Raw genomic sequence first — 14337 nt, forward strand, 5'->3', positions numbered from 1 at the left:
TCAGTCTTCCGGCCCGAGCGCAGGGTCGAGATCGCGCGGGCGCTTGAAGTGAGCCAGCCTGCCGCAGTTCCGGCCTACCTTCGCCCAGTCGTCGACGTTCAGCTCGAACACCGAGAAAGCGGCTGTCGGGTATTTGGTCGCCGCTTCGTCGAAGTCTTTGCACTCGGCTTCTGCCGGGACAAGCTCGAACAGCATTTCCTGCAGGCCCGGGTTGTGCCCGACGACCAGCACCGCCTCGATATCGCCGACGAGTTCGTGCAGTACGTCCATGATGGTCGCGGGATCGGCCAGATACAGCCGCTCGTCCCACTTGACCCTGGTATCGGGCATCCCCTCTTCAAGCGTCTGCTTCGACCGGGCAGCCGGGCTGGCCAGGATCAGATCCCAATGCTGCCCGTGATCGAGGATGTGGTGCCCCATCAGCCTTGCGCCCTTGCGTCCGCGCTCGTTGAGTTCGCGATCGAAGTCGCGCTTGCCGACATCGTCCCAGTCGGATTTCGCGTGGCGCAGGAGACCGAGTATCTTCACGTTGGCTGGCTGTCCTGTTCGGCGGCTGGGGTCGACTCGACAGAAACACCCGAAGCCACGCGTTGTAAAGCCTCCTCCAGTGTCAGGCGCATGACCGGTGTGCCTTTGGGGAAGGCGGAGAGCAGGCGGCTGGGAAAGGCGGACGACAGCACGATGAAGTGCCCCGCATCGTCCTTGCTGCGGATCAGTCGCCCGAAGGCCTGCGCCAGCCGCGCGCGGATGATGCGGTCGTCATAGGCGCTGCCGCCCTGCGCTGCGCGGCGGGCGCGGTGGAGAATCGAGGGCTTGGGCCACGGCACCGCTTCCATCACCACGCAGCGCAGCGATTCGCCCGGCACGTCGACCCCGTCGCGCAGGGCATCGGTGCCGAGCAGGCTTGCCTTGGGATCGTCACGGAAGATATCGACCAGCGTGCCGGTGTCGATCGGATCGACATGCTGCGCGTAAAGTGGCAGCCCGGCGCGGGCGAGCCGATCCGCGATGCGGCCATGCACCACGCGCAGCCGGCGGATCGCGGTGAACAGGCCGAGCACGCCGCCGCCCGCCACTTCGATCAGCCGCGCATAGGCCGCAGCGAGGGCAGGGAGGTCGCCCCGCTTCACATCGGTCACGATCAGCACTTCGGCCCGGTTGGCATAATCGAACGGGCTTTCGGCGGCGGAGAGCAGCGGCTCGACCTCGATATGCGGCGCGCCGCTCGCCTCGATCGCGGCCTGCCAGTCGTCGCCGTCTCTCAGTGTCGCGCTGGTCAGCATCACCCCGTGGCTCGGCTCGAGCACCACCTTGGCAAAAGGCTTCATCGGGTCGAGCCAGCGGCGATGGATGCCGACATCGAACTCGCGCGCCTCCGACCGGTCGACCGCGAACCAGTCGACGAATTCGGGATCGGCCGGGCCGCCCAGCCGGTTGAGCATGGCCTCCCACGCTGCCAGCAGATCGATCCGCCAGCCGAGCGAATTGCGCGCGCCCTCGATCCGCGCGCGGCCCTGCGCATCGAGCCAGTCGGGCGCATCCTCGACGATTGCCTCGAGCCGGATGCCGAGCTTGACCAGCGGCGCGCGGATCGCGCCAAGCGCGCCCATTGCCTCCTGCGCCAGCTGGACCAGCTTGCCCGGCAGCTCGGCGACTTCGGTCTCGATGCCGTAGCCCGCTTCCTGCCCGCCGCTTTCGTCGCGCGCGTAGGTCAGCGCGCGCACTGCGGCGAGCAGGTTCTCGATCGGCCCCCAAGGCTCGTTGTCATGCAGCCGTTGCAGCCAGCCGTCGGTCGGCAAGGCCTGCGTCGCCTCGATCGCCGCCTCGACCGCTTCGCCTCCCGCTTCGTCGTAGCTTGCGACATCCGCCAGCCGCGCTGCCAGGCCCCGCCGCCGGCCTTTGGAATTGCGCTCCGGCCCGACGATCCAGCGGCGCAGCTCGATCGTCTCGGCCCCGGTCAGCGCGGCAGCGAAGGTCGAATCCGCAGCGTGGTGCACGTGATGCCCTTCGTCGAACACGATCCGCGTCGGGCGCTGGGCGTGGTCGCGCCCCCGCGCCGCGTTGACCATTACCAGCGCGTGGTTGGCGATGACGAGATCGGCCTGCGCGCTGGCCCGGGCAGTGCGCTCGATGAAGCATTTGCGGTAATGCGGGCAGCCCGCATAGACGCATTCGCCGCGCTGGTCGGTCAACGATGCGATGCCGCGCTTGCGGAACAGCGTGCCGAGCCAGCCGGGCAGGTCGCCGCCGATCATGTCGCCATCCTGCGAGAAGGCTGCCCAGCGCGCGACCAACTGCGCCATGATCGCCGCGCGCCCGCCGAAGCCGCCCTGCAGTGCGTCCTCCAGGTTGAGCAGGCACAGGTAATTCTCGCGCCCCTTACGCACCACCACCGGGCGCGACCCGTCGGCGCGCCGCTCGGGCCACGCCCGCCGGGCTTCCCCGCGCAGCTGGCGCTGGAGGTTCTTGGTAAAGGTCGAAACCCACACCGTCCCCTGCGAAGCCGATGCCCACAGCGAAGCAGGGGCTAGATAGCCCAGCGTCTTGCCAATCCCGGTGCCGGCCTGCGCGAGCAGCAGGTGCGGCTGGCCGCGCTCGCGGCGGGGGGCGAAGACCTTGCTCGCTGCGCGGGCGTAGCTGCGCTGACCCTCGCGCCGCTCCGCGCCCTGACCGGTGAGGTATTCGAGCTGCTCGTCGACCGCGCCTTCGCCGATGGCAACCTGCGCCGGTTGCGGGCGCTCGGGCGCCTCCTCCCATTCGGGCAGCTTGGAGAACAGCCATTTCTCCGCCCGTTCCGGCTTGGCGACATGCGGGGCAAGCACCTGCGCCCAATGCCAGCGCAGTCGCATCAGCGATTGCAGGCTGGACCATGCCCCCTCGCGCTCCGGCCAATCGCTGCTCCCGCATCGACCCAGCAACGCGCCCGCAGCCTGCTGCAACAGCAGCGGCACGGCGTCGTCCCTGGCAGGAGGCTCCAGGCCGAGCGCGTCGGCGAGGCCCTTCGGTGTCGGGACGCAAAAGCGGGCCGGATGGACGAAGGCGAACAGTTCGAGCAGGTCGAGCCCCGAAAGGTCGGGATAGCCCAGCCGCGTCGCTACCAGCGGCGCGTTGAGCAACAGCACCGGCGTATCCGCCGCTGCCATGATCGCTTCGCCCTTCGAACATCCGCGGGTCGTAGCTGTCGCATCGCGCACCCAGGTCCCGGCATGGGATGCGTGCAAGGCAGGCAGAGGGAGGGTCTCGGACACCGAACCGTTCATGCGCATCCGGGAACGAAAAGTAAACATAGCTGCTTATGGCGGGACGATCTGTTCAACGGTTCGTCGCAAGGAATCTTCGGTAAGGCGCGAATGGATTCCTTGAAACCGCGTAAAAACAGAAGGTTGGAATCTTGCTGAACGGTGATTAAGGGAACGCTTGCGAATTCCCGCCCGTTCTATGGGCACTATGCGACACACACAGCATCTCCTTCGCAGCGCCCCCATCGCGATTGCCGCGATGCTCGCGCTTGGCCCCACCCACGCAGTGGCTCAGGACGTTTCCGTCACCGCCGCGCCGACTGCGCTGCAGCCACCGATGGTGCTTCCGGTCGACCCGATTCCGGTCCCGACACCGACGTCGGCTGCCGAACCCCGGTACGTCCCGTCGCCGACGGTCCAGTCGGTGCCGACCGAGACTGCGACTGCTGAGCCTGAGCCGAGTTCGACCGCCGCTACCACAGCGACTTCGCGTACTATCACCCCCTCTTCGCGCAATGTTGCGGCCCCCAACCAACGAACAGCCAACTCAAGCTCTGCCGGTACTTCGACCCCCGTTGGTGCGCCGAACCGAACAGCGCCCGTAACAGCAACCGATCTGTCGAATGAAGGTCCGATCGGCAATGAAGTCATCGTGCCGCCGCTGCCTTTACCCGAGACTTCGGTCATGCCGACCGACGCTGGCGATACGCCGGAGCAGGCTGGCATGGACTGGACCGCGATGATCGCACTCGCCATGCTGGGGCTCATCCCGGTCGGTGTGATCGCGCTGGCAGTGATCTGGTGGCGCCGGCGTTCGAGCGTTGCCCGCGACATGCGAGCAAACGATGCCGCCCCGCTCACCGCCAGCCGCATTGCCGCCGAGCGCGAGCCGCAACCTTCGATGCCGCGCCCGCCGATCTTCGACCGCGAGCCGATCGTCGGTAGCGAAGCCCGCACGCCATCGCCGGCACCGTCGAGCTCGGCCCAAACCGCCCCTGCGACCAAGTGGGAGCCGGCAGGTAGCCTAGCAACGCTGGACCGGCCCCCGGTCGAGGCTCGCAAGCCAGTCGACCGAAGTGCATTCCTCCCGCGCGATGGCAAGGTGATCCTGCCGGATGCAGTTCCGGAAACCTTCGAAGAACGCGATCGCCTGATGCGCGGCCTCGTGGCCCAGGAACCCGATGCCGCGAACCCCTTCCGTTCGGGCAGAGCCCGTGCGCGTCGGGCCCGGCTGATCATCCAGTCGCTGGGCCGCAAGTTCGAGAACGCCGCGCCGTGGATCGATCTCAGCCAGTATTCCTATCGCTGGCCGCACCTCGCGCAGAGCCGCACCAGCTTGGTCTGAACCCTCCCTCCCTGAGGGAAAGGGTCGCAGGGTGGGGCGTCCGGTCGTAAGGCCGGGCGCTCCATTCCTTTGTGCGCAAAGGATATTTTAAGGCCTCAAGCCTAGAATGCGGGCAGGAAGGGCAGTTTCGGGGGCGCAGATGAGCGGGTTCGGGAAAAAGGGACTGGATGCGGGGCAAGGCGGGGCGTTGCGCCAGTCTGCAGGTTTCGGGCAAGCGGTGCCTGCGCATCGCATGGAACCGCAGCCGGCCTATGATCCGATGGCGGCGCAGCGCGAGGCTTTTATCGCTGCCGAACGGGCGCGGCGCATGAACGAGCCAGACCAGCGGCCGTGGGACGAGCCTGCGCAGCGGACTCCGGGGCTGAGCAGCTACGCGCAGGACTATCCCAACTCGCGACCGGTGGTGCAGCAGAGCCGCAGCCTCGCGGTGGCTTACATCCTGTGGTTCATTCTCGGTCAGCTCTCGGTCCACCGGTTCTATCTCGGCGCGACGACATCGGCGATCGTGCAGGTTTCGCTGTTCTTCGGCAGTCTGCTGATCCTGTTCATTTTTCCGCCGATGGGGCTGATCGGCTTCGTCGGCTGGGTGTTGTGGATCCTTGCCGATGTGTTCCTCATGCCGGGGCTGCACCGCGCTTTATGCCGTCCGCCGGCCAATTCAGGGATTTTCTCCTAGCGCCGCCGGCGCTCCATCAGCTCGACCAGTTCGGCGAACTTCTCGCGCTGCTGGCCTTCGTCGCCGCTGGCGATCGCCTCGGCGACGCAGGTCGCCGCATGGCCCTTGAGCACCTCGCTTTCGACCTTGACCAGCGCCGATTTGGCGGCGGTAAGCTGGTTGAGCACATCGATGCAATAGCGCCCGTCCTCGATCATCTGGGCGATCCCGCGCACCTGACCTGCGATCCGGTTGAGCCGGTTGACCGTCGCCTTGCGCTGTGCCGGTATGATGTTCTGCATAGGAAGCCCTTGGAATACCCCTGTGGGGTATCTATAGCCCGGTCCCATGCAGGCTTTCAACCTTTCCCGCCGGCGGGTGATCACCGGCACCGCCGCGCTGGCGGCCTATGCCGGCCTTCCGATGCCCGGATGGGCCAAGGGCAAGTCGCTCGCCCATGCCCGCAACGGCTTCGGGGAGGTGTCAGGCGAAGACATCCGCCTGTCTATCGGCGATGCGCATTTCACCACCGGCGGCCGCTCGGGCCATGCCTTTGCGGTCAACGGAACCGTGCCCGGCCCGCTGCTGCGGCTGCGCGAAGGGCAGGACCTGCGCATCCATGTGACCAACAATCTTTCCGAAGACAGTTCGATCCATTGGCACGGTTTGCTCTTGCCGTTCCAGTTCGACGGAGTGCCCGGCGTCAGCTTCCCCGGGATCAGGCCGGGGCAGACGTTCACCTATGAATTTCCCGTCCGCCAGAACGGCACCTACTGGTGGCACAGCCATTCGGGGCTGCAGGAACAGGCGGGGCATTACGGCCCGATCGTCATCGAAAGTGCAGAGCCCGACCCGCGCTACGACCGCGACTATGTGGTGCTGCTGAGCGAATTCACCCCGATCCACCCGCACGAGATCATGCGCAAGCTCAAGGTCGGCGAACACTATTTCAACCGCCAGATGCAGACCGCCACCGACGGCGACATGCCCGGCGCGGAGCGCCGGATGTGGGGCGAAATGCGGATGAACCCGCGCGATGTCTCGGACGTCACCGGATCGACCTATACCTACCTGATCAACGGTCACGGCCCGGCGGAAAATCTCGAATATCTGTTTGCGGCCGGAGAGCGGGTGCGGCTGCGGATCATCAACGGCAGCGCGATGACCTTCTTCAACGTGCGCATTCCGGGCGTCCCGATGACGGTGATCGCTGCCGACGGAATCGATGTCGACGAAGTGACAGTCGACGAATTCCAGATCGGCACCGCCGAAACCTATGATGTGATCGTGCGACCGCCCGCAGGGAGCCACGCGCTCGTCGCCGAGGCGATGGACCGGAGCGGGATGGGCATTGCCAGCCTGACCAGCCATCAAGGTCACCGCGCTACGCCGCCCGCATTGCGCGAGACGCCGACGCTGACCATGGTCGACATGGGCATGATGGACCATTCGGCGCATGGTGGCGGAGGCATGGGCGGCATGGAACACGACATGCGCGATACGTCGCAGCTGCCCGAAGACGTCGAGGTCGGTCCCGGCATCGACATGGTCGCGCCGATGCCGATGGACCGGATGGATTTCCCTGGCCTCGGCCTCGATACGGTCGATCACCGGGTGCTGCGCTATACCGACCTCAAGGCGAAGCGGATGAACCCGCACCGTGCCATCGAGCGCGAGATGGAGATCCATCTCACCGGCAACATGGAGCGCTACATGTGGTCGTTCGACGGCAAGAAGTTCTCCGCCGTGACCGATGACCCGATCCGCTTCGGCTACGACGAGCGGGTCCGCGTCAAGCTCGTCAACCAGACGATGATGGCGCACCCGATCCACCTGCATGGCCATTTCTTCGAGCTGGTGAATGGCGTTGATCCCATGCATCAGCCGCTCAAGCATACGGTCGTGGTCCAGCCTGGCGGCACCGCGACCTTCGACCTGACCGCCAACGAGCCGGGCGACTGGGCCTTCCACTGCCACCTGCTCTACCACATGCATGCCGGGATGATGCAGGTGGTGACCGTGCGGCCGTTCCCGGCAGGAGAGGGTGTGTGATCCGCCTGCTCCTGATTCTCGCCGCAGCTCTCGTCGCGTTCCCCGTGGCTGCGCAGGATGTCGCAGAAGACGAATTGACCGACTGCGTCGGCTTAAAGGAACGACAGATCTGCAAGGACGCGGACGGGAATGAAGTCATCGTGGCTCAAGAGACGCGTGCTCTCGTCGAACCTCCGACGAAGCGTCCTGTCCCGACCGAGCCGATTGCCCCGATGGACCATTGCGCGATGGGCCACCTGCCTCCCGAGCAATGCCCGCCGAAGGAATCCGATGACGCCCATGCGGGTATGGACCATTCGACCATGGACCATTCATCGCATGAATCGGAGCCGGACGCAGAAGACCATTCCGCCCACGGCCAGATGGACCACGCTCAAATAAACCATGGCCAGGCGGATCACGACCAAATGGACCATGGCTCGATGAACCATGGGGCGATGGACCATTCCGCCATGGGGCATGACGGCACCGACAAGTCCTTACCCGGTGCCGCGCCGGAAAATGCCGTTCCTGATCGCGCGTTCGAAGGGCCTCAACATGCGGCCGATGCGATCTGGGGTGCCGATGCGATGGCAAGGGCGCGCCAGGCGAACCATGACAGCCACGGCAAGATGAAGACCGGCGTGGTCATGATCGAACGATTGGAAGCGCGCGTCCCACTCGAAGGCGGCGACACTGGCTTCCTGTGGGATGCGCAGGGCTGGTACGGCGGTGATATCGACAAGCTGTTCTTCAAGTCCGAGGGCGAGGGCGAATTCGGCGGCTTGGTCGAGGAGGCCGAGGCCCAGTTGCTGTGGAGCCATGCCATCGCACCGTTCTGGGATTTGCAGGCCGGTGCGCGAATCGATCTCGAGCCGGAAACCCGCAGCCATCTTGCGCTCGGCGTGCAGGGCCTGGCACCCTACATGTTCCATGTCGATGCGGCGGCCTTCCTCTCCGACCGGGGCGACCTGACCGCGCGGCTGGAAGCCGAGTACGGCCAGAAGATAACCCAGCGGCTGATCCTCCAGCCGCGCGTGGAAGTGGAGCTTGCCGCGCAGGACATCCCCGAACTAGGGATCGGGGCGGGCCTGACCAAGATCGAGCCGGGCTTGCGTCTGCGCTATGAATTCGTCCGCGAATTCGCGCCCTATCTGGGCGTCGAGTACGAAGCGAAGCTTGGCGAGACGGCGGACTTGGCTCGCGCCGTAGGTGACGATCCGGACGGGTTCAAATTCGTGCTCGGCCTGCGCGCCTGGTTCTGAGGCTGTCCTACAACCGCTGGCGAGGCTATCGTCGTACGATGAATCGCCTCGATAACCTGCCACTGCCGAAGCCCGTTGGATTCGAAAAGGTCACACTCGGTGCGCAGCATTCCGCTCATGAACCACGGAATTGCGCGATTTTCCGGGACCGAGAAGTTTCGAAAACGGGCAGGGTCTGTGTCACACCCCCGGCTCCTTTCGCACTTGCAACATCCACCGCCTTGGGCAAGAGGCGTGCCCCATGAGCATGCAAGACCTGATCTCCGCCGCCCGCGTATCGAAGTCCTGGCCGTTCCAGGAGGCGCAGCGGCTGCTCAAACGCTATCCCGACGGCATCAAGCCGGATGGATCGCCGGTGCTGTTCGAAACCGGCTACGGCCCCAGCGGCCTGCCGCATATCGGCACCTTTCAGGAAGTGCTGCGCACAACCCTCGTCCGCCGCGCCTTCGAAGCGATGATCGGCGCGCGGCCCGAAGACGGCAAGACGCGGCTGGTGGCGTTTTCGGACGATATGGACGGCCTGCGCAAAGTGCCGGACAACGTGCCCAACGCGCAGCTGCTCGAAGCGAACCTGCACAAGCCGCTCAGCCGCATCCCCGATCCGTTCGGCAGGAATTACGAGAGCTTCGCCGCGCACAACAACGCGATGCTGCGCGAATTCCTCGACCGTTTCGGCTTCGAGTACGAATTCGTCGCGTCGAACGACATGTACAATTCGGGCCGGTTCAATAGCGCGCTGAAGCAGGTCCTGCGGCACAATCAGGACATTCTCGACATCATGCTGCCGACCCTGCGCGAGGAGCGGCGGCAGACCTATTCCCCGGTGCTGCCGATTTCGCCGCGGACGGGCCGCGTGTTGCAAGTTCCGGTCGAGGTTCTCGACGCCGATGCCGGCCTGATCCGCTTCACCGACGAAGACGGGGCCGTGATCGAGCAGACCGCGCTCGGCGGTACCGCCAAGCTGCAATGGAAGGTCGATTGGGCGATGCGCTGGTACGCGCTCGGCGTCGACTACGAGATGTACGGCAAGGACCTGACCGACAGCGGCATCCAGTCGGGCAAGATCGTGCAGGTGCTCGGCGGGCGCAAGCCCGAGGGGCTGGTCTACGAACTGTTCCTCGACGAGAAGGGCGAGAAGATCAGCAAGTCCAAGGGCAACGGGCTGACGATCGAAGAATGGCTGACCTACGGTTCGGAAGAGAGCCTGGGCTTCTACATCTTCCCCAATCCCAAGAGCGCCAAGCAGCTCCACGCTGGGGTGATCCCGCGCGCGGTGGACGATTACTGGCAGTTCCGGGCGAGCATTCCCTCTCAGGAGCTCGACAAGAAGCTGGGCAATCCGGCGTGGAACCTGCTGCGCGCCAATGGCGGCTGGCAGTCAGACGATGCACCGGGGGAGGGCGACCAGCTGCCGGTTACCTACGGATTGCTGCTCAACCTCGTCGGGGTGCTGGGGGCCGAGACGACGCACGATCAGGTGTGGTCCTATCTCGGCAATTACATCGACGATCCCGATCCGGCGAAGCATCCCGAGCTCGATGTACTGGTCGGCACCGCACTCGCCTACAATCGCGATTTCGTCGCCGCCTCGCTCGCCAAGCGCAAACCCTCAGCCAACGAGCGCGAGGCGTTGCGTGCGCTCGATTGTGCGCTGTCGATCATGCCGCCGACCACGCCCGCCGAGGATATCCAGACGATCATCTACGAACTGGGCAAGCGGCCCGAGTTCGGGTTCGAGAATTTGCGGGACTGGTTCAAGGCGCTGTACCAGACGCTGCTCGGCAGCGAGCAGGGGCCGCGGATGGGCAGCTTCATCGCGCTCTACGGGATCGAGAACAGCCGCAGCCTGATCGAGGAGGCGCTCGAGCGGTGAGTCGACGCGGCCTGAAGTGTTGCGTATGCAGCCGACCTCGAAGGTGCTAGCTTCGCATGCAACCACGCAAGGGAGATTGCAGCGCATGACCACCTCAGCCCAGGCCCGCTACTCGAAAGGCGCGATGATCTTTCACTGGGTGATCGCAGTGCTGGTGATCGTCAACTGGCGGCTGGTCGAGGCGGCGGAAAATGCCAGCAAGGCCGATGCCGGAGCCTTCGTCGGCAACCACAAGGCGATCGGCATCTCCATTCTCGTGCTGACGCTCGGACGCCTCGCCTGGCGCCTGACCCACAAGGTGCCCTCGTTCCCCACGACCATGGCGGGATGGGAAAAAGTGCTTTCCCGCACAGTTCATATCATCTTCTACGTGATGCTGGTCGGGCTTCCGTTAGGCGGATGGCTGGCCGGATCGTTTGCCGGAAGAGACATCTCCTACTTCGGTGCGTTCACCATCCCGGGACTTCCTGTCGGCGAAAACATGGACCTCGCCAAGACGATCATGGGCTTCCACAAGACCGGGGGTGAAATCCTGATCTACCTCATCGGCCTGCACATCCTCGGCGCGCTCAAGCACACCTTTGTCGACAAGTCGGGCGGCATCTGGCGGATGCTGCCGTTCGGGAAAGCCTGACCCGGAAAGCGAACCCCCGCCTCAGAGGTAAGGGCGGGGGTTCTTTTGGCTGCCTGCCACTCGCTTCAGGCAGCAAACAGAGACTTCAACCTACCAGAAGAAGTCGTGGATCACGTCGACCACTTCGCCGGTGTAGGTGTTCACCAGCAGCACGTCGTCGTAATAGCGGACCCAGCGATAGGGGCCGTAAACTTCGGGCAAGCGGTACTGGTACGGATTGTTGACGTAGTACCGGCTCGAGAAGAACAGGTTGTCGAGCCGGAACCCAATGCTCAGCCGCCGGTAGCTATAGCCGCGATAGGGCGCATAATACGATCCCAGGCGGAAGATGTTGCGGTTCTGGTTGCGATAGTGGTTCCAGTTGTAGCGCCGGTCATTACGCCAGCTACGGTTGTCCCACCGGCGATAATTGTCCGCCCGGCGGCCATCGCGATAGCCTTCGCGATAGTTGCGCCGGTCGTCGCGCCATTCGCGGCGATCGCTGCGATCGCGGTCGCGGTAATTCTGGTTGCGGCTCGGGTCGAGGCCGAAGCGGCGCCCGTCATTGTTGCGCACATTGCCGCGCTCGATCCGCTCGGCACGGCGGTCGCCGCGATTTTCGATCCGGTCGGCCCGGTTCTCGCTCCGGCGGTCAATCTGACGCGCGGTCCTTTCGCTGCGGTTGTCGATTCGGCGGGCGCGCTCCTCGTTGCCGCGCCACTCGGCGCGGTTGGCCTGGCGGTCGCCCCGGTTCTCGACCCGGTTGGCGCGTGCGTCACCGCGCCGCTCGACCTGATTGGCGCGACGCTCGCTCCGGTTGTCGACCCGCTGGGCACGGTTCTGCCGGGCCTCGGTCCGCTGGCCGCGGTTCTGCTGCGCCTGGCTGCGCTGACCGCGGTTCTGGCGGGCACCGCGGTCACCCCGGTCACCGCGCTCGGCGCGCTGGCCCTGCTCGGCAGTGGCGGCTTCGGCCTGAGCGGGCAGGGCGGTCAAGGCCATCGCCAAGGCCAGCGCGGATGCGCCCCCGGCGGTGATCAGTTGCTTCAAATTCATAACGGCTCTCCATTGTCCGAACAGCCGCTGCCCACCCTTTGCGGCCCTGTTGGTAACGCCCTGTTAGGATTCGGCAAATGACCGGACACTGAACCGGCCGATATGGCATTTGTTCATATTTGCGGCGACTAAAATGAATGATGTTGCGATTGACTTGGCGCGCGGCGGCGGTGAAGGCGGCACGCATGATGGAAACCTTCGAAGCGATCCGCGCCGATATCGATCGCCGCCTGACCGACGCGGCGGAGAAGCGCCACGGTGCCATGCACACGCCTGTCGTCGTCACCGCCGATGCCGATGCGCGGGTGATGGTGTTGCGCGCGTGGGACCCCGAAAGCCGGACCCTGCGGTTCCACACCGACGCGCGTGCCCCCAAGGCAGGGCTGATCGGCGACGGCGCACCCCTTGGCGTATTGTTCTACGACCGCGAGGCCAAGCTGCAGATCCGTTGCCGGGGCACCGGCCGGATCGTGCGCAACGGGCCGGCGGTCGATGCAGCATGGGCCGCCAGCCCCAATTTCGCGCGGCGATGCTATCTGGGCGAGGCGCCGGGAATGGAATCCGGCGAACCGAAATCGGGCTTGCCTCCGGAATTCGAAGGGGTCGAGCCGGACGAAGAGCAGCTCCTTCCCGCCCGCGAAAATTTCGCGCTGCTGCTGGTGACGGTCGAGAGCTTCGACTGGTTCTTCCTCGCGCACAAAGGCCACCGCCGGGCGATTCTCGACCGCGAAGGAGCGCGCTGGGTGACGCCGTAGTGTTGACACCGGAGCGCTGTTTTGTGCACGCGGTGCGTGACCAGGAAATGCAGGTATTTTGAGTGACTTGACGGGTATTCCACGCGGCTCCCGTGTCACGCTGCATCTCCTACAAAACCCCCGCGTTATGCATGTCGGCGGAACCGGTTCGATCGGCGCAACCTAGCGCGCGCCTTCGATGTAGGAAAATCTTTGTTCGAATTGAGCCCCTAACGCCACTCGACCAGCTTGAGCTTCGCCAGCTTGGCACGGGCCTCGGCGGGGTTGCGCGTTTCGAGGAACACCAGCTTGCCCTGCAGCGCGCCCATTTCCATCTTGGCGTCGAGCAGCACGCATTCGCCGGCCCAAAGCGTAACCTCCTGTACGGTGTCGCTGCCGCCGATCTGCGCCGCCATTCGCCCGGCGACGCGGTGGGTGCCGGGGGCAACCTCGGCGCGGGCGAAGCGGCCGGTGCGGAACTGGGTGGTCAGGCTGTCGTCGACGGTAAGGTTCATCCCCTGCTGCCCGCCCACGAATCCGTCGCGCATGACATAGATCGCGGCCATGCCGTCACTGGCAATGAACTGCCGCGCCGCCTGCGCCGCCACCGGATCGGCCTCGCTCGCGCCCTTGTTGTTGACCAGGATATAGACGACGAAACCCATCGCCGGGAGGAACAGGATCAGCCCGATGATCGGGTACATCATGCCGAGCACCACCCCGGCAATGATTGCGAGCCCGAGCAGGATGATGTTTTTCGGCGTCATGTTCACGGCAGTGCCTCCCCCTTGCTGTGAGGGCGGGTTTTAGCGGGGGGCAGGGCGGTGCGCTAGGAGGGAGGCGACACGTGATCGGGTATGGCAAGGCAGGTGGATTCCGACGTCGGCCAGCTTTGCTTCCGACAAGCTCAGACCGAACAAGTTTACCCCGTCATCCCGGACTTGATCCGGGATCCCCTTTTTTTGTTTCTCGCAGAGAGCGCAGAGGAAAGGGGGACGCAGAGAGGTAGGCTAGTGGTGCAGCCGCACTTCATCTGGCACCATCCCGCGAGAGGCTACCGGTCGATGAGAGAGTGTGCCTACGGCACAACCCCTCCGCGTCGCTGCGAGCCTCTGCGCTCTCTGCGTGAAGCTTTTGCGCCGCGCTCGAAGAAGCGGGACCCCGGATCAAGTCCGGGGTGACGAATTGGACAGCCTGTCCCCGGAATTTGTGTCATCTGAATTGCTGGATAATCTTGCCATGTGGACCCCGGTAGTCCGTGCAGAGGCCTTGCGTTCGATCCCCAAAGAATTGAAACATATGCAAAACGTCCGGCTAACAATACTAGTGGCTTGACCACTGATTGACTAGAATTTCATCAATTGGCAATAAAACGCCTTGGAGGCTCTTATGGAAATTTCCGGCCATGACCTTAGTTTGCTCGGACTAGGGTCAGGACTCATTGATTGAGCCAGAAGATGACGGTTGCGGCGATGCATATTGCTGACATGAAGGCATGCGCGCAGCGATCATAGCGTGTGTGGATGCGC

General features: G+C 64.7%; 13 protein-coding genes and 1 pseudogene. 7 read left to right on the forward strand and 7 right to left on the reverse strand.

Going from position 1 to position 14337, the window contains the following annotated elements; translation table 11 throughout:
* The 3 genes from NSO95_RS14480 to NSO95_RS14490 form a co-directional block, all read right to left on the reverse strand.
* Complete coding sequence (locus NSO95_RS14480; RefSeq protein WP_257597021.1) at positions 1–528, reverse strand: SixA phosphatase family protein; 528 nt, start codon at positions 526–528, stop codon at positions 1–3.
* Positions 525–3248 carry an ATP-dependent DNA helicase gene (locus tag NSO95_RS14485; protein ID WP_257597022.1) on the reverse strand — a complete coding sequence of 908 codons (2724 nt, stop codon included), beginning with the start codon at positions 3246–3248 and terminating at the stop codon, positions 525–527. The genes NSO95_RS14480 and NSO95_RS14485 overlap by 4 nt, the downstream gene beginning before the upstream one ends.
* A 282-nt stretch (positions 3249–3530) precedes the next feature.
* Positions 3531–3926 carry a hypothetical protein gene (locus NSO95_RS14490; RefSeq protein WP_257597023.1) on the reverse strand — a complete coding sequence of 132 codons (396 nt, stop codon included), beginning with the start codon at positions 3924–3926 and terminating at the stop codon, positions 3531–3533.
* Between NSO95_RS14490 and NSO95_RS14495 the strand changes: the two genes are divergently transcribed.
* Both NSO95_RS14495 and NSO95_RS14500 read left to right on the forward strand, forming a co-directional pair.
* Entirely contained in the window at positions 3925–4584 is a 660-nt protein-coding gene (locus tag NSO95_RS14495; protein ID WP_257597024.1) for a flagellar biosynthesis protein FlhF, read from the forward strand. The genes NSO95_RS14490 and NSO95_RS14495 overlap by 2 nt on opposite strands.
* Before the next feature lie 232 nt (positions 4585–4816).
* Entirely contained in the window at positions 4817–5260 is a 444-nt protein-coding gene (locus NSO95_RS14500) for a TM2 domain-containing protein (RefSeq protein ID WP_257597025.1), read from the forward strand.
* Here NSO95_RS14500 and NSO95_RS14505 read toward each other — a convergent pair.
* The gene (locus NSO95_RS14505; RefSeq protein ID WP_257597026.1) at positions 5257–5541 is read right to left on the reverse strand and encodes a metal-sensitive transcriptional regulator; all 285 of its coding nucleotides are present in this window, start codon (positions 5539–5541) and stop codon (positions 5257–5259) included. The genes NSO95_RS14500 and NSO95_RS14505 overlap by 4 nt on opposite strands.
* A 46-nt stretch (positions 5542–5587) precedes the next feature.
* Here NSO95_RS14505 and NSO95_RS14510 point away from each other — a divergent pair, with 46 nt between their 5' ends.
* From NSO95_RS14510 to NSO95_RS14525, 4 genes are all read left to right on the forward strand, one after another.
* Entirely contained in the window at positions 5588–7291 is a 1704-nt protein-coding gene (locus tag NSO95_RS14510) for a copper resistance system multicopper oxidase (protein ID WP_257597027.1), read from the forward strand.
* Positions 7288–8535 carry a copper resistance protein B gene (locus tag NSO95_RS14515; RefSeq protein ID WP_257597028.1) on the forward strand — a complete coding sequence of 416 codons (1248 nt, stop codon included), beginning with the start codon at positions 7288–7290 and terminating at the stop codon, positions 8533–8535. The genes NSO95_RS14510 and NSO95_RS14515 overlap by 4 nt, the downstream gene beginning before the upstream one ends.
* A 241-nt stretch (positions 8536–8776) precedes the next feature.
* On the forward strand, positions 8777–10408 hold the full coding sequence (locus tag NSO95_RS14520; protein ID WP_257597029.1) for a lysine--tRNA ligase: 1632 nt from the start codon (positions 8777–8779) through the stop codon (positions 10406–10408).
* Between the two features lie 85 nt (positions 10409–10493).
* Positions 10494–11042, forward strand: coding sequence for a cytochrome b (locus NSO95_RS14525; protein WP_257597030.1), 549 nt, complete (start codon positions 10494–10496; stop codon positions 11040–11042).
* 90 nt (positions 11043–11132) lie between these two features.
* Here the strand turns inward: NSO95_RS14525 and NSO95_RS14530 are convergent, their stop codons facing one another.
* Positions 11133–12074 carry an RcnB family protein gene (locus tag NSO95_RS14530; protein WP_257597031.1) on the reverse strand — a complete coding sequence of 314 codons (942 nt, stop codon included), beginning with the start codon at positions 12072–12074 and terminating at the stop codon, positions 11133–11135.
* A 137-nt stretch (positions 12075–12211) separates the two neighbouring features.
* Here NSO95_RS14530 and NSO95_RS14535 point away from each other — a divergent pair, with 137 nt between their 5' ends.
* Positions 12212–12829, forward strand: coding sequence for a PNPOx family protein (locus NSO95_RS14535; protein WP_257597032.1), 618 nt, complete (start codon positions 12212–12214; stop codon positions 12827–12829).
* Positions 12830–13038: 209 nt separating this feature from the next.
* Here NSO95_RS14535 and NSO95_RS14540 read toward each other — a convergent pair whose 3' ends face one another.
* Complete coding sequence (locus NSO95_RS14540; protein ID WP_257597033.1) at positions 13039–13575, reverse strand: DUF2846 domain-containing protein; 537 nt, start codon at positions 13573–13575, stop codon at positions 13039–13041.
* A 671-nt stretch (positions 13576–14246) separates the two neighbouring features.
* Positions 14247–14337, reverse strand: a pseudogene (locus tag NSO95_RS14545) (IS5/IS1182 family transposase); the annotation flags it as partial.

The organism is Parerythrobacter lacustris, assembly GCF_024626475.1.
GTDB lineage: Bacteria > Pseudomonadota > Alphaproteobacteria > Sphingomonadales > Sphingomonadaceae > Parerythrobacter_A > Parerythrobacter_A lacustris.

Bases quoted from the DNA above. Each gene is read 5' to 3' on its own strand.
- NSO95_RS14495 (WP_257597024.1), top strand. From the start codon at position 3,925: ATGCCGACCGACGCTGGCGATACGCCGGAGCAGGCTGGCATGGACTGG.
- NSO95_RS14490 (WP_257597023.1), bottom strand. From the start codon at position 3,926: ATGACCGAAGTCTCGGGTAAAGGCAGCGGCGGCACGATGACTTCATTG.
- NSO95_RS14500 (WP_257597025.1), top strand. From the start codon at position 4,817: ATGGAACCGCAGCCGGCCTATGATCCGATGGCGGCGCAGCGCGAGGCT.
- NSO95_RS14505 (WP_257597026.1), bottom strand. From the start codon at position 5,541: ATGCAGAACATCATACCGGCACAGCGCAAGGCGACGGTCAACCGGCTC.
- NSO95_RS14510 (WP_257597027.1), top strand. From the start codon at position 5,588: ATGCAGGCTTTCAACCTTTCCCGCCGGCGGGTGATCACCGGCACCGCC.
- NSO95_RS14520 (WP_257597029.1), top strand. From the start codon at position 8,777: ATGAGCATGCAAGACCTGATCTCCGCCGCCCGCGTATCGAAGTCCTGG.
- NSO95_RS14525 (WP_257597030.1), top strand. From the start codon at position 10,494: ATGACCACCTCAGCCCAGGCCCGCTACTCGAAAGGCGCGATGATCTTT.
- NSO95_RS14530 (WP_257597031.1), bottom strand. From the start codon at position 12,074: ATGAATTTGAAGCAACTGATCACCGCCGGGGGCGCATCCGCGCTGGCC.
- NSO95_RS14535 (WP_257597032.1), top strand. From the start codon at position 12,212: ATGATGTTGCGATTGACTTGGCGCGCGGCGGCGGTGAAGGCGGCACGC.
- NSO95_RS14540 (WP_257597033.1), bottom strand. From the start codon at position 13,575: ATGACGCCGAAAAACATCATCCTGCTCGGGCTCGCAATCATTGCCGGG.